This window comes from Flavonifractor sp. AGMB03687 (genome assembly GCF_017811815.1).
Lineage (GTDB): Bacteria > Bacillota > Clostridia > Oscillospirales > Oscillospiraceae > Flavonifractor.
In genome coordinates, this window is sequence record NZ_JADKZI010000002.1 from 448,372 (window position 1) to 467,653 (window position 19,282).

Here is a 19,282-nt window from a genome sequence, read left to right on the forward strand (position 1 = left end):
CTCTCCCCTTTTCTGTCGGTGGCCCACTCATTTCATTAAAAGCTCAGCTGCTCCATGCCGACCCCGCCGGGGACAGCCAGGCCCAGGTGCTCATAGGCCCGGCGGGTGACGCACCGCCCTCTGGGGGTGCGGGTGAGGAAGCCCATCTGCATCAGATAGGGCTCATACACGTCCTCCAGGGTGACGGCCTCCTCGTTGATGGTGGCAGCCAGGGTCTCCAGACCCACCGGACCGCCGCCGTAGTGCTCGATGATGGAGCTTAACATCCGCCGGTCGATGGCGTCCAGCCCCAGGTGGTCCACCTCCAGGGCGGACAGGGCCTGGTCGGCCACCTCCCGGGTGATGACGCCCCCTGCCCGTACCTGGGCAAAGTCCCGCACCCGGCGCAGCATCCGGTTGGCGATCCGGGGCGTGCCCCGGCTGCGCTTGGCGATCTCCATGGCGCCGTCGGCCTCGATGGGTACATCCAGGATGCCCGCCGACCGGGTGACGATGAGGGCCAGCTCCTCCGGGGTATACAGCTCCAGCCGCAGGGTCACGCCGAACCGGTCCCGCAGAGGTGCGGACAGCTGACCCGCCCGGGTGGTGGCCCCGATGAGGGTGAATTTGGGCAGGTCCAACCGGATGGAGTTGGCGGAAGGCCCCTTGCCGATGATGATATCAATGGCAAAGTCCTCCATGGCGGGGTACAAAATCTCCTCCACCGACCGGTTAAGCCGGTGGATCTCATCCACGAACAGGATGTCGTTCTCCGCCAGATTGGTGAGCAGGGCCGCCAGATCGCCGGGCTTTTCAATGGCCGGACCGGAGGTGATGCGGATGTTGACCCCCATCTCATTGGCGATGATGTTGGACAGGGTGGTCTTGCCCAGGCCCGGGGGGCCGTGAAGCAGCACGTGGTCCAGGGGCTCATTGCGCATCTTGGCGGCCTGGATAAAGACCTCCAGGTTGCCCTTGGCCTTCTCCTGGCCGATGTATTCATTTAAAGTTTTAGGCCGCAGGGAGCCCTCGTTTTCATCATCCCGGGTGAGGGATGTGGTCACCAGAGGCTCCTCGGTCTCAAATCCGTCTTCAGAAAATGCAATACTCAAAGTCTCACTTCCCTTTTCGGAACCGGTTTCCCGTATTGGCATAGATCACCGCCCAAAGGACCAGGCCCAGGATGAGGGCGATGCCCACCCAGGTCAGGGCCATACGCTCCAGGAAGGTGCCCAGAGCGATCAGGCAGTAGCTCCCGCCGATGGCAAACATCAGCTTGCCCATAAAGCGGCACAGGGCTTTTTCGTCGTAGGTTTTCTTCTCCTCGCGACTGGCGGTGTTGTACCCCGCAATGAGGAAGGCACCCTTCCCTTTGGAGAAAAGGATACCCAGAACGACGCAGAGCAGGACCACGGCCAGCTGCACCCAGAGGGCGATCCAGCGTTCTATGTTTTTACCCCCTCCAGGCGTCCAGCAGCTCCTCCAGCTTATCCAGAAAAGCCTCTTCGCCCAGGGTGTTGATCTTGAACAGCACAGCCTGACTGCCGCCGGAGGTGATGGCGGACAGGAACAGATGGGGGCCGTTCCCCACAAGGGTCAGATTGAGGCTCACCCGGTTGCCGCCCATGAAGCTGTACCGCTCATACACCCGGACAGCCACTCGGAAGGAACCGTTGCGATAATCGCTGCTGTCCTCCCAACTGGCGGAAGAACTACCGTTCAAAATGCCGTCGTGGAGATAGTCCAGCAGCCGGTCAAAGCTGCCGGAGAGATCCCGTTCCAGTTTGGCCATGATGGATCCTCCCTTCGGGGGATTACCCCTTCATCATTTTCTTCAGGGCCTGCTTGATGATGTCCTCCAGGCTGAGGGTATCCACGTCGATGCCCTTGAGGGCCATGCCGATCTCGGTCTGGGAGTAGCCCAGCACCGCCAGAGCGGCGGCCGCCTCGGAGGATTTGTTCTCCGGGATGACGGTGACCCCGGTGCCGCCGTAGCTCTCGCCGCCGGGGCTGATCTGGCCCTTGGCCAGCTTATCCTTCAGCTCCAGGATGATGCGCTGGGCGATCTTTTTGCCGATGCCCTGGGCCACGGTGAGGGCCTTCTCGTCCCCGGTGATGATGCTCATGGCCAGGGACTCGGGGGTGGCGGAGGACAGGATGGACAGAGCCGCCTTGGGTCCCACGCCGGACACCGAGATGAGCAGCTGGAAGCAGTTAAGCTCGTTCTCGGTGGCGAAGCCGTACAGCTCCATGGCGTCCTCCCGGACGTTCAGGTGGGTAAACAGCTTGGCGCTCTCCCCTTTTTTCAGCCGGGAGAGGGTGTTGTTGGTGGTGCGGCAGGCGTAGCCCACCCCGCCGCAGTCGATGACCGCCAGATAGGGGGCGGTATGGGCCACGGTTCCTTTGACATAGTAAAACATAATGATGTAACTCCTAATCCTTGCGTACGGCGTACCGGCCGCTGCCCGGCCGGTTGGCGTCGGGGCTCTGGAGCCGGGAGGTGTACGAGCGGGCGTGGCACAGGGCGATGGCCACCGCGTCGGCAGCGTCGTCCGGCTTGGGGACGGCCTTCAGGTTCAAAAGCCGCTTGGTCATGTCCATGACCTGCCGCTTTTCGGCCTTGCCGTAGCCCACCACTGCCTGCTTCACCTGGCTGGGGGTGTATTCGTAGATGGGCACCCCGTGCCGCTCCGCTGCCAGCAGCAGCACTCCGCGGGCCTGGGCCACGCCGATGCCGGTGGTGATGTTGTTGTTGAAGAAAAGCTCCTCAATGGCCATGGCCTCCGGCTTGAACTGCTCCAGAAGCTGGTCCATGTCGTCGGAGATCTGGAGGAGCCGGGCGGGCAGGCTCTCCCCCGCCGGGGTGGTGATGGCGCCGCACTGGACCAGCCGCGCTCTGCCCCCCGCCGCCTCCACCAGGCCGAAGCCCACAATGGCAAAGCCGGGGTCGATCCCTAAAATCAGCATGGCGTCGGTTCCCTTTCTGTATGCTATACAGAGAATATTGTATCACGGCGGCGGATGGGGCGCAAGGAGGAAATGGGCGTCCGGTGGCCCCGTTCGGACGCAAAAAACCGGCCGCGGAGTTCCGCGGCCGGTGTGATTTACGCTCTGGGATGGGCCTTGTTGTACACGTCCTTCAGCTTCTGGCTCACCAGCTGGGTGTAGATCTGGGTAGAGGAGATATCGGCGTGGCCCAGCATCTCCTGAATGGAGTGGAGGTCGGCGCCGTTTTCCAGCAGATGGGCGGCGAAGGAATGACGGAGGGTATGGGGGGTAATGACCTTCTGGATACCCGCCTTCTCCTGGTAGTGCTTGATGATCTTCCAAAAGCCCTGGCGGCTCATCCGCTCCCCGCTCATGTTGACGAAGAGAGCCTTCTCGTCGGGGTGCTCCACCATCCGGGGCCGTACCCGGTCCACATAGTGCTGCAAAGCCCGGATGGCGGTCTGATACAAGGGGATGATGCGCTCCTTCCCCCGGCTGGCGCACCGCACGAAACCGGCGGACAGGTTCAGATTGTCCAGATTCAGCCCGATGAGCTCGGAAACCCGGATGCCGGTGGCGTAGAGCAGCTCCAGCATGGCCTTGTCCCGGCAGCCCTTGGCGTCGGAGGGGTCGGGCTGCTCCAGAAAGAGCTCCACCTCCCGGGAGGTGAGGATGTGGGGCAGCTTGCGCTCCACCTTGGTCTGGGTCAGTCCCCGGGCGGGGTTCTCCTCCACCTGCCCGATCTCCATCAGCCAGGAATAGAAGGACTTAAGGGAGGCCTGGCTCCGGGTCACCGTGGCCGCCGACTTGCCCCGGGCGGTCATGCTCCGGGAGTAGGCCTCCACATCGGCATGGGAGGCCTGGATGGGAGAGAGTCCCTCCTCCTCCAGCCAGCTCAGATACTGGCGCACATCACGCAGATAGGAACTCAGCGTGTTGGGCGACGCCTTTTTTTCTTCTGTCAGATACCGTTCGTAGCCGTTCAGATACTCCATCCGTCCAACACCTTCTCGCTTCTCTCTATCGGTTCAAAAGCACGCCTGCCGCCCCTGAGAGGATGGCGGGCACCGCGGTCCGCTCCAGCAGGATACACACACACAAAACACCGCCGCACATGGCGCAGCGGATCAGACAGTCCCGGCCCCAGAGCACCCGGCCCTTGCCGTCCCCCCTCACCCGTGCCGCCAGAGCCCGGGCGGACAGAAAGCTCTGTACCCCAAGCACGAACAGAACGGGCAGGGACAGGGCCCCGCCGATGCCGAACACCAGACAGGCCAGCAGCCAGCCGGTGCCGCCAAAAGCCCGCACAAAGGAGGCAATGGAAAAGGCCAGCAAAAAGCCCCGCACGGCAAAGAGCACCGGCAGCCCCAGCACACCCAGGGCGGTAAAGCCCAGCAGCAGCGCCGCCAGCGGCCAGCGCAGGGTGTCCCAGATCTGGCCCCAAAGGGCGGGAATATCCACGGCGCCCCCCTGGGCAGCCGCCAAAAAGGCCTCCAGATAGGCGTGGAGGCTGGTCTCACCGGCGCCGCCCACCTGGGCGGCCAGCAGACAGCCCACCAGGCCTCCGGCCACAAAGCAGGCCGACAGGATGATCAGCGCCGGAACGATGCCGTCCGCCGGCACGTTCCAGGCCGCTACAATGGTCCTGCGCACACACTTCACCTCCCAGAAAAGCCTATGCACAAGACCACATTTTCAGACCCGCTTGTTCACTTCTGATTATAACTATAACTTAACAACGAGCATTGTGCAAGACGCAGCAAGGAAAAAAGTTATTTTTGGTGATTATGCCATATTATTATGTTAACAGTTTTATGTAAATTAACGAAACAGAGCCACCCAACCACCCCTGGTCCAGTGGCCTTTTGGGGCCGTAACAGCAGATTGACGCCGCCGTTTTCTGTAAAGCAAGACTCCTTTTCAGGAGCGGTAAACAGCGAAAGCCCTCTTCTCATTCCGCCGGGCCCACAGAGATCCGCCCTCTCCCCTCTCCGGCTGGTGATCACGAAAAAAGCCCTGTCTCCCAAGGGTTTGCGCCTTGAGAGACAGGGCTTTGGTTGTTGATTACATTGATTACAAATCGTATAATTACGTTTTGTAATCGGCTTAGTCGGCCATACCGGCGTCGATGGCCTTGAGGGCGATGGCGCACTCCAGACGCTTGCGCTCCAGCTCGCAGCCCACCTTGTGGGGGTGCTTTATGTCGCCGCCGACAAGCAGATTGGAGGCGGAGCAGCCGCCGGAGCAGTAGAACCGGGCCCAGCAGTGGGAGCATTCCTCACGGGTGTACACGTTGAGACCGGCAAACTTGCTGGACAGGCTGCTGTCGAAGGAACCGTCCTTCACGCTGCCCAGCTTGTACTCCTCGTTGCCCACGAACTGGTGGCAGGGGTAGATGTCGCCGTCGGGGGTGATGGCCACGTACTCGCAGCCGGCGCCGCAGCCACGCAGCCGCTTGATAACGCAGGGGCCCTGGGCCAGATCCACGTTGAAGTGGAAGAAGTTGGTCTCCCGGTGGTCCTTCAGGTACTCGGCCAGCTTCTCGTACTCGGCCTTCAGCTCAGGCAGATCGGACTCCTGGATGGCGTAGGGATCGGTCTCCTTCCCCACCACGGGCTCCACGGACACGTTCTTGCCGATGGCGGCCAGAGCCTTCACGTCCTCAGCAAAGTCTTTGTGGTAGCGGGTGAAGGTACCACGCAGGTAGTAGTCCTTGGTACCGCGGCCGGCGATGAGCTTTTTGAACTTGGGCACGATGACATCATAGGAGCCCTTGCCGTTGATGGTGGGCCGCAGATCGTCGTTGACCTCCTTGCGGCCGTCCATGGACAGCACCGCGTTGGACATCTCACGGTTGATGTACTCGATGTTCTCGTCGTCCAGCAGCACGCCGTTGGTGGTCATGGTGAAGCGGAAGTACTTGTCATGCTCCTTCTCGATGGACCGGGCGTACTCCACGGTGGCCTTGACGGTGTCCATGGCCATCAGGGGCTCGCCGCCGAAGAAGTCCACCTCGATGTTGCGGCGGTTGCCGGACTTGGCTACCACGAAATCGATGGCTTTCTTGGCGGTCTCGATGTCCATGGTCATGCGCTTTCCGGTGCCGAAGTCACCGGTGGAGGCGAAGCAGTACTTGCACCGCAGGTTGCAGTCGTGGGACACGTGGAGGCACAGGGCCTTCACCAGGGCCTGCTGCTGCATGGAGGCGGCCTTGTCCCGGTCGATGTAGTCGTCGGCCTCAAAGAGCAGGCCCTCCTGCTTCAGGCCCTGCAGCTCCCCCCAGGCCTCGGCCAGGGCGGCGGGGTCATACTGGGGCAGCGCGGCAGCCAGCTCGGCCGGCAGCTCTCCCCCAAGGCTCTCCCCGTTTTCCTCCCGCTCAGCCAGGGCGGAGAGCAGGTCATAGGTCAGCTCGTCCAGCACATGGACGGCGCCGCTGTTGACGTCCACGGCGATGCGCACGCCGAGACACTGAAAGGTATGTACCATAATGTTTTGTTCCTTCCTCAGAGCATAGCAAAGGGTGGGCTTATTCGCCCACCCTTGCCCTTTTGTGTGTTACCGGTTCTCGCACTTCTGGTTGGCCACGGTGCAAGAGGTCTTACAGGCGGACTGGCAGGAGGTCTGGCACTCGCCGCAGCCGCCGTGGGCGGCGCTCTTCTTCAGAGTAGCGCCGTTGAGCGTCTTGATATGCTTCATTCTGATTTCCCTCCCAAATAGAGATTTCAAGTCATTATACCATAGGGTCTTTCGAATTTCAACGCTTTCTGCGTTTTTTCCGCTTGCTCCCGCCGGAACCGCTTCCCACCAGGCCCGCCGCGGCCCCGCCGCACAGGGCTCCGCACAGCAGGCCGATGCCGCCCGCCTCCAGGGATACGTCCCGGAAGCACAGGGCGCCCAGGGTGAGCACCAGCAAAAACAGCACCGCTCCGGTAAGCAGACCGGCGGCCAGTCCCCCGCCGCAGCGGTTCACCGTTAGCAGGCCCCCGCAGAAGCCCCCCAGCACGCAGCCCACAATGGTGATCTGGTAGGTCAGCTCCATGCCCAGCACGCCGCCGGAGATGGCCAGCGACATACCCAGCAGGAACAGCAGGCACACCCCCAGGGCCAGCAGGCCCCCCAACAGGATCCCCAGGGCGCAGCACAGCAGCTTCGCCCCCTGGTCTTCCTCCTTTTTTCGCATAAAAAACACCCTCCCTTGCCACAGGTTCCTGATGAAACCTATGCCGGGAGGGCGTTTCTTATTACTTCTTGTCCTTGGCGTCCTTGGTCTCGCCGGTGCCGTCCTCAGTGGTCTGGGTGCCGCGGGTAGACACAGCCCACTTGGTGAACTCCATGCGCACGCGATCAGAGCTGGTCTCGATCACGATGGTGTTCTCCTTCACGGCGCAGATGGTGCCCACGATGCCGCCGATGGTGGTGATCTGATCACCCACGGCCAGCTCGGAACGCATCTTGGCAGCTTCCTTCTTCTTCTTGTTCTCGGGCCGAATCAGCAGGAAGTAAAACACCGCGATGAGGAGCACCAGAGGAATAATCATGCTCAACATACTACTCGTTCCGCTTGTGGTGCTGGACAACATCGCATTGGTGATCTGTGCTGTCAATACAATCCCCTCCGAATTAAACGTTTGACGCTATGCGTCATCAATGGGACATTATAAAACGATTTGCAGGTTTTGACAAGTGTTTTTCGCTATGTTTCACAATTTGTTTTAGATCCGCCCGGCCAACTTCTCCGAATATTCCGCCCGGAAGGCGGCGAACTGACCGGCGTCCAGGGCGTCCCGGATGCGCTGGGCCAGCTTGTTATAGAAATAGAGGTTGTGCATCACCGCCAGACGCATGGCCAGCATCTCGTCGGCCACGAAGAGGTGGCGCAGGTAGGCCCGGGAGAAGTTGCGGCACACCGGGCAGTCGCAGTCGGGGTCAATGGGCCGCTCATCGGTCTTGTACTTCTCGTTGCGGATGTTCATGGCACCCGACCAGGTAAAGAGCTTGGCGTGGCGGGCGTTGCGGGCGGGCATAACGCAGTCGAAGAAGTCCACGCCCCGGGCCACGCCCTCGATGATGTTGGAGGGGGTGCCCACACCCATGAGATACCGGGGCTTGTCCGCCGGCATGTGGGGCTCCACCGCGTCGATGATGTCGTACATCACCTGGGTGGGCTCCCCCACCGCTAGACCGCCGATGGCGTAACCCTCGCAGTCGATCTTGGCGGTCTCCTTCATGTGCCACACCCGCAGGTCGGGGAAGGTGGCGCCCTGGTTGATGCCGAAGAGCATCTGATGGGGATTCACCGTGTCGGGCAGAGCATTGAGCCGGTCGTGCTCCACCTTGCACCGCTGGAGCCAGCGCAGGGTGCGCTCGCAGGAATTTTTGGCGTATTCATAGGTGGCCGGGTTCTCCACGCACTCGTCAAAGGCCATGGCAATGTCGCTGCCCAGGTTGGACTGGATCTGCATGGACTCCTCAGGCCCCATGAAGATGCGGCGGCCGTCGATGTGGGAGGCAAAGGTGACCCCCTCCTCCTTGATCTTCCGCAGGCCGGACAGGGAGAACACCTGGAATCCGCCCGAGTCGGTGAGGATGGGCCCGTCCCACCGCATGAACTTGTGGAGGCCACCCATCTGGCGCACCACCTGGTCGCCGGGCCGGAGGTGGAGGTGGTAGGTGTTGGACAGCTCCACCTGGCAGCCGATGTCCTTCAGGTCAAAGGCGGACAGAGCGCCCTTGATGGCGCCCTGGGTGCCTACATTCATAAAAACCGGCGTCTGCACGGTGCCGTGGGCGCAGGTAAAGACGCCGCGGCGGGCCTTGCCCTCGGTCTTGATCACTTCAAACACAGTAAAACCCCTTTATTTTGCAAGTGTTATTTATCATACCAGAAACCAGGGAAAATGACAACGCCCCAAAACCAGAAAGAGCGGCGCTATGCGCCGCTCTCCCCTGTTTCTTGTACGCTGTCCATGGTCTGCTGCACCACCGACTCCATGATGGACGCCGACATGGCGCCGGGCACATAGCCGTACACGTTGCCATTGGCGTCGATCATAAAGGTGGTGGGAAAGGCGGAAATGCCGTAGTAGGCAAAGACCTGCCCTGTGGTGTCCATGAGCACCGGGAAGGTGTAACCGCGCTCATCCAGGAACTGCTCCACCTCTTCCTGAGTGCCTTCCCGGTTTGTGGGATAGGCGTCGGTCTTGGGATTGGCGATCCCCAGCACCACCAGGTCCCCGCTGTTCTCCCCGTACTTCTCATAGAGGGCCTGGATGTCGGGCATCTCGCTCTGGCAGGGACCGCACCAGGTGGCCCAGAAGTTGAGGAACACCGTCTTGCCCTTGTAGTCGGACAGGGTGTGAGTGTTGCCGTACTGATCGGTGAGGGTGAAGTCGGGAGCCGGGATCACCGGTCTGGAGGTGGGCTGAGCCGAGGGCTCCGGCGCAGGGGTCTCCGTGACCTCCGGTGTGGGAGTGACGCTCTCGCTCTGCTTGGGCGGGGCGGCCAGGGCGCTCCCACCGCCTACCCCGGACAGGTAGCCGGTGATGCCGTTCATGAAGCCGGTGAGGGTCATAATGCCCATGAGAACCATCAGAGCCGCCCCCACCTTGCCGGTGTACTTGACCACCTTCTGGTGCTTTTTAAAGAAGTTGAGCACTGTTCCGGTGAAGATACCCACCGCCAGGAAGGGAATAACAAAGCCGGCGGTATAGACGGCGATGAGCAGGAACCCCTTGCCGGCGCTGGCGGCGGAAGAGGCCATCAGCAGCACGCTGCCCAGGGTGGGCCCCACGCAGGGGGTCCAGGCGAAGCTGAAGGTGAAGCCCAGCACCAGGGCCACCAGTGGGTTCATGGACCACCGCTCCAGTCGGAAGGGCAGCCGGTGCTCGGTCTCCAGGGCGGCAGCCTTGCCGAAGAAGCCGAACTGGTAGATACCGAACAGGATCATAATAACGCCGCTGATGCGAGCAAACCAGGTCTGATGGCCGCTGAAGAAGCGGCCGGCAGCGGTGAAGCCCAGACCCAGCAGGAAGAAGGCGAAGCTGACACCGATAACAAAGAACAGAGTGTTGACCAGCACCTTCCCCCGGGGATAGCGGATGTTGCCCTTCTCGTCCACCGTCCGGGCGCCCCCGGCCAGATAGCCTACGTACAGGGGCACCAGAGGGAGCACACAGGGGGAAAAGAAGCTGAGCAGGCCCTGGATAAAGACGGTGAGGACCGGCACACTGGTTTCCAGCTGTAAATTCATAGGGTCTCTCCTTTTTGGATGGATTCCAGCTGTCCCTCCAGATCGGCCAGGCGGAGCTGGGCCAGACGGGCTCTGCACCGCCCGTCCAGGTCGTCAAAGAGGGCGTCCATCACCCCGGCCATGCCGGAGGCCACCATGCAGCCGCAGTCCACCCCGCCGCCGCTGTGCCAGGCGGGCTCCACGAAGCGGACCTCCAGCGCGTCGGCCACCACGTCCAGGGTGAGCCGGGCCGGGTCGGCGGTGATCTGATAGCCCCCGTCGGTGCCGGTGCGGGTGGTCACCAGCCCCGCCTTCTTCAGCTTGGCCATCACCTTGCGCACCCGGGCCGGGTTGGTGCAGATGTTGGCCGCCAGCTCCTCGCTGGAGAGCATACACCCCCGCTTATCCAGATAGATCAGGGCGTGGACCGCCACACAGAACAGGCCGTTCATGGAATGGGATTCTCCTTTACACTCGTTTCAGCAGATACTCTTCCGCCCAGTGGGCCGCGCTGGCGCCGTCGGCGGCGGCGGTAATGACCTGCCGCAGGGCCTTGGTGCGCACATCTCCGGCGGCAAACACGCCGGGCACACTGGTGCGGCAGCTCTCGTCGGCCACCAGGTAGCCTGCCGGATCGGTCTCCACCTGTCCGGCGAAGAGGGCGGTGTCGGGCACCCGGCCCACCGCCACGAAGAGGCCGTCGCAGGCCAGCTCGGATTTCTCACCGGTGACCACGTTCTCCAGCTCGATGCCTGTCAGGCGCTTCTCCTTGTGCAGGGCTGTGACGCGGGAGTTCCAGACGATCTCCACCCCCGCCTCCTCCAGGGCCTTGTGGTACACCGCAGAGGCCCGCAGGCTGTCTCGCCGGTGGATGAGGTACACCTTGCTGCACAGCTTGGACAGGTAGAGGGCGTCCTCCACGGCGGTGTTGCCGCCGCCGTTCACCGCCACCACCTTGCCCCGGTACATCATACCGTCGCAGGCGGCGCAGTAGGCGATGCCTCTTCCCCGCAGCTCGCTCTCGCCGGGGAGGCCCAGCTCCCGGGGATAGGCCCCGGTGGCCAGGATCACCGCGTCGGCGGTCAGGTCCCCCTCGCTGGTGTGGAGCACCTTGGGCACGGCGGCCAGGTCCGCCCCGGTGACTTCGGCGTAGACGGTCTCCGCGCCGTATTTCCGGGCCTGCTGCTCCATCTTCTCCCCCAGCTCGAAGCCGTCCACCCCGTCGGGGAAGCCGGGATAGTTGTCAATGACCGAGGTGGTGGCCATCTGCCCGCCGGGGGACAGCTTCTCCACCACCGCCGTCTTGCGGCCGCTTCGGGCGGCATACAGGGCCGCCGTGTAACCGGCGGGGCCGCCCCCTACGATGAGAATTTCATAATGCGTCATGCCGTCCGCCTCCTTTTACAGTCCCATCCAGTCGATGATCTGAGCCTTGGAGCCGGGGTTCACAATGGGCTCCCCCGTCTCGCCGTTCTTGAAGAGGAACAGGGTAGGAATGACCTCCACCTCGAACTGCTCCTCCAGGCCGGGCTCCTCGTCAATGTTGATCTTGCCCACCACCAGCTGGCCGTCAAACTGCTGGGCGATCTGGTCCAGCACGGGGCTGATCCGGCGGCAGTAGCCGCACCAGGGAGCCCAGAAGTCCACCAGCACGGGCTTGTCGGAGTGAAGCACCACTTCTTCAAAATTGGCTTTGGTAATGGTAATGGGGGTCATATCCATCTTCCTTTCTGTTTGTGTGTCAGGCGTTAGCCCGATTTATGTTATGCTTTTATCTGTAACTTTATTTGTTTCACTTTCTAGTGTAACTATAGCAGTTACAGTTAGTCTTGTCAACCCCCTTTCCCTACTTTTTTACTATGGCTTTTCGCCAGGCACCGGCGGCGGGCCACCGGCATAGGCTGTCATGTGGCACAGCCACAAGCCAAGCGGATAAAGGAGTACAATATGAACCACTATCTTCCCTCTGATCGGGAGTGGAGACGGAAACAGGAGGGCGCTGCCTGCTGCTGTCCGCCGGGTTGCTGCCCGCCGCCCTGTCCCCCTCCCTGCCCCGTGCCTGGGCCCACCGGACCCACCGGGGCCACCGGCCCTGCGGGAGCCACCGGTCCCACCGGTCCTGCCGGTTCCGGCGCTCCTGGCCCTACCGGCCCTGTGGGGGCTACCGGTCCTACTGGTCCCACCGGACCTGCTACCCCCGGTCCTACCGGTCCCACCGGCGCGGCTGGCGCAACCGGTCCTACCGGTCCTCAGGGCATTCCCGGCCCTGACGGCGCAACCGGACCCACCGGTCCCCAGGGCATCCCCGGCCCCGACGGCACTGCTGGTACTACCGGACCGACCGGACCTACTGGACCCACCGGCCCTGCTGGTGTAGACGGCGCTGCGGGCGCTGCCGGAGCCACCGGCCCCACTGGTCCTACCGGACCGACCGGCCCTGCCGGTGCTGCTGGCACCGCTGGCGCGACTGGTCCTACCGGTCCTGCCGGTGCGGACGGTGCCGTGGGCGCCGCCGGAGCTACCGGTCCTACTGGTCCTACTGGTCCTACCGGCCCTGCCGGTACGGCTGGCACTGCTGGCGCGACTGGTCCCACTGGTCCCACCGGGCCTGCCGGTACCGCGGGCACCGCCGGTGCGACCGGCCCCACTGGTCCCACCGGACCTACCGGCCCTGCCGGCACGGCCAATGCCGCTGCTGCCGTCACCAACCTGGAGAGCGGCGCCAGCCTGGCCGACGCCATCAACACCATCAACCAGATCATTCAGAACCTGAAGGCCGCCGGCCTGATGAACTCCTGAACCCCGGGGAGGAGGGCAAACGCCCTCCTCCCTCTTTCCGCACGGAGGAAGCGCATCCATGAAGATCGTAGTCTATACCATCTGCAAGAACGAGGCCCGGTTTGTGGACCGCTGGATGGACTCCATGGGGGAGGCGGACCGGGTGGTGGTGCTGGATACCGGCTCCACCGACGACACCGTGGCCCGGCTAAAGGCCCGTGGGGCCGCCGTCACCGTGGAGTCCATCTCCCCCTGGCGGTTTGACACGGCCCGCAACCGCTCCCTGGAGTTGGTGGATGAGGACGCGGACATCTGCGTGTGTACCGACCTGGACGAGGTGTTCCACCCCGGCTGGCGGGCCGCTCTGGAGGCCGCCTGGACTCCGGACGCAGGCCAGGCCCGGTACCGCTACACCTGGTCCTTCCGGCCCGATGGGGCCGAGGGGGTGGTGTTCTGGTACGAGAAGATCCACCGCCGCCACGGCTACCGGTGGGTCCACCCGGTCCATGAGATCCTGCGCTGGGAGGGCCCCGGCCAGCCCGGCCCCATGGTAACGGCGCCGGGGGTACAGTTGGACCACCACCCGGACCCGTCCAAATCCCGGGGGCAGTACCTCCCTCTGCTGGAGCTGTCGGTGCGGGAGGAGCCGGAGGACGACCGCAACGCCCACTACCTGGGCCGGGAGTACTTCTTCCACGGCCGGTGGGACGACTGCATCGCCACCCTGAAGCATCACCTGACCATGCCCACCGCCACCTGGAAGAATGAGCGGGCGGCCTCCATGCGGTACATCGCCAAGGCATACCTGCAAAAGGGCGCACCGGAGCAGGCCAGAGGCTGGTTCCTCCGCTCTGCCGCCGAGGCCCCCCACCTGCGGGAGCCCTGGATGGATCTGGCCACTCTCTGCTACCAGCAGGAGAACTGGGACGGGGTACTGTACTTTACCGGCGTGGCTCTGGCCATCACCGTCCGGCCGGACACCTACATCTGTGAGGCGGAGGCCTGGGGGCCTCTCCCCCACGATCTGCGCTGCCAGGCCTATTTCCGCACCGGGCGGATCGGTCTGGCTCTGGAGGAGGCCCAAAAGGCCCTGGCCCTCTCCCCCGCCGATCCCCGTCTGGCGGGCAACGTGGAGATTCTGAGCAAAATGTGAAAAAGGCCTGCCGTTTTCATACGGCAGGCCTTTGGCTGTTTCAGCAGATAAACATGGCGTCTCCGAAGGAGAAGAAGCGGTATTTCTGCTCCACCGCCTCATTGTAGGCGGTCAGGATGTGCTCCCGGCCCGCCAGAGCGGACACCAGCATGATGAGAGTAGATTCCGGCAGGTGGAAGTTGGTGATGAGGCAGTCCAGGGTCTTGAACTTATAGCCCGGATAGATGAAGATATTGGTCCATCCGGCGCTCTCCTTCAGGGTGCCGTCTTCCGCCGCCCAGCTCTCGATGGTGCGGCAGGAGGTGGTGCCCACGCAGATCACCCGGCCTCCCTCCCGCTTGGTGCGGTTGATGATCTCGGCGGTCTCGGCGGAGATCATGCAGTACTCGGAGTGCATCTCGTGGTCCAGGATGTCCTCCTCCTTCACCGGGCGGAAGGTGCCCAGGCCCACATGGAGGGTCACATAGGCCAGACGCACCCCCATGTCCTCCACCTGCTTCAGAAGCTCCTTGGTGAAGTGGAGGCCGGCAGTGGGGGCGGCGGCGGAGCCCACCTCCCGGGAGTAGACGGTCTGGTACCGCTCCGGGTCGTTGAGCTCGGCCTTGATATAGGGCGGCAGGGGCATTTTGCCCAACTGCTCCAGCTTCTCCAAAAAGATGCCCTCGTAGTCGAAGCGGACCAGCCGGTTACCCCCCTCCAGCACCTCAGTGACCTCGGCAGTGAGCTGACCCTCGCCGAAGGAAACTTTGGTGCCCGGCTTCATCTTGCGGCCGGGACGCACCAGGCACTCCCAGGTCTTGTTGCCCCGGTCGATGAGCAGCAGCACCTCCACGGCGCCGCCGCCGGGCTCCCGGTGGCCGATGAGCCGAGCGGGCAGTACCCGGGAGTCGTTGAGTACCAGGCAGTCCCCCGGTCTCAGCATGGTGGGCAGATCGTAAAAATGCATGTGTTTGGTGGCGCCGGTCTCTTTGTCCAGCACCAGCAGCCGGGAGGAGTCCCGCTTTTCCAGCGGGGTCTGAGCGATGAGCTCCTCCGGCAGGTAAAAGTCGAAATCAGACGTCTTTATGGCTTGCGCACCTCTATTCCAGTATAGTAGAAGGTCAGAATATCTTTATAATTATAGCCCTGCTGGGCCATGGCGTAGGCGCCCCACTGGCTCATGCCCACGTTGTGGCCCCAGCCGGAGCCGGTAATGGTGAACACGGTGGAGCCGTCTCCCCCGCTGGAGGCGGAGGCCTGGCTTACGGCGCCGCTGCCATCAATGACATAGGCGTTCTCGCTGAGGGCCCCCACACTGCCGCTGCCGTCGATGGCGTAGGCACCGTCCAGGCTGGACAGGGAGCCGCTGCCGTCCACCACATAGCCGCCGGTGGAGGAGCTGCTGCCGCTGCCGCCGGAGCTGGTGACGGTGTAGTGGATGGACCGCAGACCCAGGAAGGTCCGGCAGTCGTCCCGGATCTTGCTCCAGCTCTTGCCGGAGGAGTCGGTGAAGGTGATCTCAATGGCGTTGCCGGTGGGGCTGGTCTTGGTGACCCGGAAGTCCACGATGCCCGAGTTGGTGTAGCCCTTGGAGTTGAGCAGGTCGCTGAGCTCCTGGGCGGTGTAGGTCACCGTCCAGTTGTAATTGGTGATCTTGGAGGCCACCGACGCCTCATAGGGATCATACTTGCCGATGAGGTAGGGTACGTTGCTGCCCCACACGTTGACGGCGCTCTCGGTGGCACCGCCGTCATGGGAGGAGTACACCGCCTCGATGAGGGAGCCATTGTACCAGGCGTACTCGCCGTACGTCTCATCCACTGCCCTGCTGCTGGAAGCCGTCACCGCATCCATACCGTAGTAGACCTGACAGCAGGTGGAGTTGCAGATATCGAAGCCCTGGCTCTTGTGCTTGCTGGCGGTGTAGTTGCGGTAAGCGTAAGTACGGGCGCACACCGCCTGGGCCTTCAGGGCCTCCAGGGGCCAGGAGGAGCTCATCTCCCGGACAATGACGCCCTGGACGTAGTCCTCCAGGCCGATGACGTTGCTCACCGTTAGGTTGCCGCCGCTTACCCGCTGGTACTGGAACCCGCCGTAATAGGTATTGCCCCGGAAAATGGTCTCGGTCTTTTCCCGGTCATTTAAGCCGGGCTGGATGCCCAGGCTCACGCTGCTGCCGCCATCGAACTGGAAGAGGATCTGGCTGGTGCCCGTCTTGACCACCGACACGCCGTAGCTGGAGGTGCCAACGACTTCCGTGTCGTACAGGCCCAGTGTGTCCTGGGCGTCCTGAGCGGACTCCTTGTCCAGGTAGTTACCCACTCGGACCTGCCACTCCCCGTCGATCCAGGTCACGAAGCCGTCGGGGTAGTAGGACGCCGCATCATAGGCGTCCTCATAGGAGCTATATCTGCCGGGCAGCTGCAAGTGCCAGCAGCCCACAGCGATGTTGGAGGTAATGGTGTCATAGTAGCCGCTCCAGGTCCCCACCTTGCCGTAGTAGACATTCTGGGTCTTGACCACCGAGATGGCGGTCTCACCGGTGGAGGCCAGCTCTACAAAGTCACGGTCGCTGTCGTAATAGCCCAGCCGATAGCCGCTGCCCACGTCGTTGAGCAGATTGGCGCCGGGCAGGGCCGAGCTGCCGTAAAACAGGCCCACCTTCATGGTCGGGTCCACCTGAACCGAGGCGGCGGAGGCCGGTACGGCGCTCATGGGTACCGCAATGGCCAGAGCCAAAGCGGCAACCTGCACAATTTTTTTCAACATATTCCTTCTCATTTGTCGGAAATCCCATCTCGCTTTCGTTGACACTTTGCCAGAACTTGTGGTACAATTTTGCAAACTAAATAGCGAAATTACATTTGCAGGATAGAGGCGCGGCTCTTCAAGAGTAGCGCGGGGAGGGCGCCGGGCCCGGTGAACCGCGTGAAAGGGGAGGCCGCCGAAGGGACGCTCCCGGCCGGGCGTTGACCTGGTCGCCCGGATAAGATCCGTTCGACTGTCGCCGCGAACGCGGCGGAGTGCTGTCTGCTTTTGTCGATTAGTGCAGGGTCGCACTGTCCCTGTCATTATAGTACAAAATCAGCAGTTCTGTAAACTGCTGATTTTCTTTTTTCTCATTTGTTCCCACTTTCCGGTCTGAGACAGGCCGGTGTTGGAATAGGAATTTAGCAACGGAGGTATGGTCATGGAAAAATACAAAGTAGGCGTCATCGGCGGCACCGGCATGGTGGGCCAGCGTTTCGTTTCCCTGCTGGAGAATCATCCCTGGTTCCAGCTTACCGTCATTGCGGCCAGCAGCCGCTCCGCCGGCAAGACCTATGAGGAGGCCATCGGCACCCGCTGGGCCCTGGAGACTCCCATGCCCGAAGAGGCCAAGAAGATGGTGGTCATGAATGCGGAGGCCGACATCGAGACCATTGCCTCCCAGGTGGATTTTGTCTTCTCCGCCGTAGATATGAAGAAGGAAGAAATTCAGGCTCTGGAGGAGGCCTACGCCAAGCACGAGTGCCCCGTGGTCTCCAACAACTCCGCTCACCGCTGGACTCCCGACGTGCCCATGGTGGTGCCGGAGATCAATCCCGAGCATATCAAAGTCATCGAGGCCCAGCGAAAGCGACTGGGGGTGGAGCGCGGGTTCATTGCCGTTAAGTCCAACTGCTCCCTCCAGAGCTATGTTCCCGCCCTGCACCCCCTGCGCGGCTTCGGCCTGAATCAGGTGCTGGTCTGCACCTATCAGGCTATTTCCGGCGCGGGCAAGACCTTCGAGACCTGGCCCGAGATGGTGGACAATGTGATCCCCTACATCGGCGGCGAGGAGGAGAAGAGCGAGCAGGAGCCCCTGAAGCTGTGGGGCAAGGTGGAGAACGGGGTCATCGTCAACGCCCAGTCCCCTTCCATCACCGCCCAGTGTCTGCGGGTGCCCGCGTCCAACGGCCACATGGCCGCTGTGTTCGCACGCTTTGAGAACAAACCCTCCATGGAGGAGATGAAAGAGATCTGGGCAAATTACAAGGGCCGTGCCCAGGAGCTGGCCCTGCCCTCCGCTCCCAAGCAGTTCCTGCACTACTTTGAGGAGCCCGACCGTCCTCAGACCCGGCTGGACCGGATGACTGAGGGCGGCATGGCGGTCTGCATTGGCCGTCTGCGTCCCGACACGCAGTACGACTACAAGTTCGTCTGCCTGTCCCACAATACCCTTCGCGGCGCCGCGGGCGGCGCAGTCCTTCTTGCCGAACTTCTGTGCGCGGAGGGTTACATTTCAAGGAGGTAACCCTATTATGAGAGAGCCTGTTTTTACCGGAGCCTGTTCCGCCATCATCACCCCGTTTGACCACAGCGGTGCCATCAACTACGATCAGTTCGGAAAGCTCATCGACGAGCAGATCGAGCGTGGCCTGGACGCTATCTGCGTCTGCGGCACCACCGGCGAGTGTTCCACCCTCACCATCCGGGAGCACATTGCCGCCGTGGAATACTGTGTCAAGCGGGTCAATGGCCGAGTCAAGGTCATCGCCGGCGCGGGGAGCAACGACACCTCCGCCGCCGTCTACCTGTCCCAGCACGCCCAGGACTCCGGTGCCGACGCCCTGCTGCATGTGACCCCCTACTACAACAAGGCGTCCCAGACCGGCCTCATTAAGCACTACGAATACATCGCCGACCGGGTGGATCTGCCCATCATTCTCTATAATGTCCCCTCCCGGACCGGCGTTTCCTTCACTGCCGAGACCTACAAGGTGCTCTCCCAGCACCCCAATATCAACGGCGTGAAGGAGGCCAGCGGCAACTTCTCCCTGCTGGCCCACACCCTGGCCATCTGCGGCGACGACTTCTACGTCTGGTCGGGCAACGACGACCAGGTGGTCCCCATGATGAGCCTGGGCGCCAAGGGGGTCATCTCGGTGGTGGCCAACATCGCCCCCGAGATCATGATCCAGATGACCCACCTGTGTCTGGAGGGCAAGTTCCACGAGGCTGCCGCCCTCCAGCTGGGGTATATGGACTTTATCGATTCCCTCTTCCTGGAGGTCAACCCCATTCCCATCAAGGCCGCCATGAATCTGGCGGGCTACGACATCGGCTCCCTGCGCCTGCCCCTGTGCGACATGAGCGACGGTCCTCTGGAGACCCTGCGCCAGTCCATGATCAAGGCGGGTCTGCTCACCGCCTGA

General features: G+C 62.5%; 22 protein-coding genes and 1 riboswitch. Of the genes, 4 read left to right on the plus strand and 18 right to left on the minus strand.

Annotated features, from left to right (window positions below; translation table 11 throughout):
• Nucleotides 1-35 precede the first annotated feature (35 nt).
• The 16 genes from ruvB to trxA form a co-directional block, all read right to left on the minus strand.
• Nucleotides 36-1,091 (minus strand): Holliday junction branch migration DNA helicase RuvB, encoded by a 1,056-nt coding sequence (gene ruvB / locus J9789_RS05640; protein ID WP_209343407.1) that lies wholly within the window; start codon nucleotides 1,089-1,091, stop codon nucleotides 36-38.
• Nucleotides 1,092-1,095: 4 nt separating this feature from the next.
• The gene (locus J9789_RS05645; RefSeq protein ID WP_348633635.1) at nucleotides 1,096-1,404 is read right to left on the minus strand and encodes a DUF3784 domain-containing protein; all 309 of its coding nucleotides are present in this window, start codon (nucleotides 1,402-1,404) and stop codon (nucleotides 1,096-1,098) included.
• Nucleotides 1,405-1,432: 28 nt separating this feature from the next.
• Nucleotides 1,433-1,771 carry a DUF6054 family protein gene (locus tag J9789_RS05650; protein WP_209343410.1) on the minus strand — a complete coding sequence of 113 codons (339 nt, stop codon included), beginning with the start codon at nucleotides 1,769-1,771 and terminating at the stop codon, nucleotides 1,433-1,435.
• 22 nt (nucleotides 1,772-1,793) lie between these two features.
• Nucleotides 1,794-2,399 (minus strand): Holliday junction branch migration protein RuvA, encoded by a 606-nt coding sequence (ruvA, locus tag J9789_RS05655; RefSeq protein ID WP_209343411.1) that lies wholly within the window; start codon nucleotides 2,397-2,399, stop codon nucleotides 1,794-1,796.
• A 13-nt stretch (nucleotides 2,400-2,412) separates the two neighbouring features.
• Entirely contained in the window at nucleotides 2,413-2,946 is a 534-nt protein-coding gene (gene ruvC, locus J9789_RS05660) for a crossover junction endodeoxyribonuclease RuvC (RefSeq protein WP_209343413.1), read from the minus strand.
• Between the two features lie 137 nt (nucleotides 2,947-3,083).
• On the minus strand, nucleotides 3,084-3,962 hold the full coding sequence (gene xerD, locus J9789_RS05665; protein WP_209343415.1) for a site-specific tyrosine recombinase XerD: 879 nt from the start codon (nucleotides 3,960-3,962) through the stop codon (nucleotides 3,084-3,086).
• 25 nt (nucleotides 3,963-3,987) lie between these two features.
• Nucleotides 3,988-4,620, minus strand: coding sequence for a stage II sporulation protein M (locus tag J9789_RS05670; RefSeq protein ID WP_348633636.1), 633 nt, complete (start codon nucleotides 4,618-4,620; stop codon nucleotides 3,988-3,990).
• Nucleotides 4,621-5,073: 453 nt separating this feature from the next.
• Nucleotides 5,074-6,453: a thioether cross-link-forming SCIFF peptide maturase gene (gene scfB / locus J9789_RS05675; protein WP_209343424.1), complete on the minus strand. Its 1,380-nt coding sequence runs from the start codon at nucleotides 6,451-6,453 to the stop codon at nucleotides 5,074-5,076.
• 69 nt (nucleotides 6,454-6,522) lie between these two features.
• Entirely contained in the window at nucleotides 6,523-6,663 is a 141-nt protein-coding gene (gene scfA / locus J9789_RS05680; protein ID WP_087188745.1) for a six-cysteine ranthipeptide SCIFF, read from the minus strand.
• A 58-nt stretch (nucleotides 6,664-6,721) separates the two neighbouring features.
• Complete coding sequence (locus tag J9789_RS05685) at nucleotides 6,722-7,147, minus strand: TIGR04086 family membrane protein (protein ID WP_245185083.1); 426 nt, start codon at nucleotides 7,145-7,147, stop codon at nucleotides 6,722-6,724.
• Between the two features lie 61 nt (nucleotides 7,148-7,208).
• Nucleotides 7,209-7,514 (minus strand): preprotein translocase subunit YajC, encoded by a 306-nt coding sequence (yajC, locus tag J9789_RS05690; protein WP_245185084.1) that lies wholly within the window; start codon nucleotides 7,512-7,514, stop codon nucleotides 7,209-7,211.
• 165 nt (nucleotides 7,515-7,679) lie between these two features.
• The gene (tgt, locus tag J9789_RS05695) at nucleotides 7,680-8,810 is read right to left on the minus strand and encodes a tRNA guanosine(34) transglycosylase Tgt (protein WP_209343426.1); all 1,131 of its coding nucleotides are present in this window, start codon (nucleotides 8,808-8,810) and stop codon (nucleotides 7,680-7,682) included.
• Nucleotides 8,811-8,896: 86 nt separating this feature from the next.
• Nucleotides 8,897-10,216: a cytochrome c biogenesis protein CcdA gene (locus J9789_RS05700; RefSeq protein WP_209343428.1), complete on the minus strand. Its 1,320-nt coding sequence runs from the start codon at nucleotides 10,214-10,216 to the stop codon at nucleotides 8,897-8,899.
• Entirely contained in the window at nucleotides 10,213-10,647 is a 435-nt protein-coding gene (locus tag J9789_RS05705) for an Rrf2 family transcriptional regulator (protein ID WP_209343430.1), read from the minus strand. The genes J9789_RS05700 and J9789_RS05705 overlap by 4 nt, the downstream gene beginning before the upstream one ends.
• 16 nt (nucleotides 10,648-10,663) lie before the next feature.
• Complete coding sequence (trxB, locus tag J9789_RS05710) at nucleotides 10,664-11,581, minus strand: thioredoxin-disulfide reductase (protein ID WP_209343432.1); 918 nt, start codon at nucleotides 11,579-11,581, stop codon at nucleotides 10,664-10,666.
• A 15-nt stretch (nucleotides 11,582-11,596) separates the two neighbouring features.
• Nucleotides 11,597-11,911 (minus strand): thioredoxin, encoded by a 315-nt coding sequence (trxA, locus tag J9789_RS05715; protein WP_087333996.1) that lies wholly within the window; start codon nucleotides 11,909-11,911, stop codon nucleotides 11,597-11,599.
• Nucleotides 11,912-12,142: 231 nt separating this feature from the next.
• On the opposite strand from trxA, the gene J9789_RS05720 reads away from it, so the two are divergent.
• Together J9789_RS05720 and J9789_RS05725 are read left to right on the plus strand one after the other, a co-directional pair.
• Complete coding sequence (locus J9789_RS05720; RefSeq protein ID WP_209343434.1) at nucleotides 12,143-12,994, plus strand: collagen-like protein; 852 nt, start codon at nucleotides 12,143-12,145, stop codon at nucleotides 12,992-12,994.
• A gap of 58 nt (nucleotides 12,995-13,052) precedes the next feature.
• On the plus strand, nucleotides 13,053-14,126 hold the full coding sequence (locus tag J9789_RS05725; protein ID WP_209343436.1) for a glycosyltransferase: 1,074 nt from the start codon (nucleotides 13,053-13,055) through the stop codon (nucleotides 14,124-14,126).
• A 40-nt stretch (nucleotides 14,127-14,166) separates the two neighbouring features.
• On the opposite strand, the gene queA is transcribed toward J9789_RS05725, so the two are convergent.
• Nucleotides 14,167-15,192, minus strand: a complete 1,026-nt coding sequence (queA, locus tag J9789_RS05730) for a tRNA preQ1(34) S-adenosylmethionine ribosyltransferase-isomerase QueA (RefSeq protein ID WP_209343751.1) — start codon at nucleotides 15,190-15,192, stop codon at nucleotides 14,167-14,169.
• On the minus strand, nucleotides 15,189-16,874 hold the full coding sequence (locus J9789_RS05735) for a SpoIID/LytB domain-containing protein (protein WP_245185085.1): 1,686 nt from the start codon (nucleotides 16,872-16,874) through the stop codon (nucleotides 15,189-15,191). The genes queA and J9789_RS05735 overlap by 4 nt, the downstream gene beginning before the upstream one ends.
• Nucleotides 16,875-16,969: 95 nt before the next feature.
• Nucleotides 16,970-17,142: riboswitch (Lysine riboswitch) on the plus strand.
• Between the two features lie 153 nt (nucleotides 17,143-17,295).
• Between J9789_RS05735 and asd the strand changes: the two genes are divergently transcribed.
• Both asd and dapA read left to right on the plus strand, forming a co-directional pair.
• Entirely contained in the window at nucleotides 17,296-18,381 is a 1,086-nt protein-coding gene (gene asd, locus J9789_RS05740) for an aspartate-semialdehyde dehydrogenase (RefSeq protein ID WP_209343440.1), read from the plus strand.
• Between the two features lie 7 nt (nucleotides 18,382-18,388).
• Nucleotides 18,389-19,282: a 4-hydroxy-tetrahydrodipicolinate synthase gene (gene dapA / locus J9789_RS05745; protein WP_209343442.1), complete on the plus strand. Its 894-nt coding sequence runs from the start codon at nucleotides 18,389-18,391 to the stop codon at nucleotides 19,280-19,282.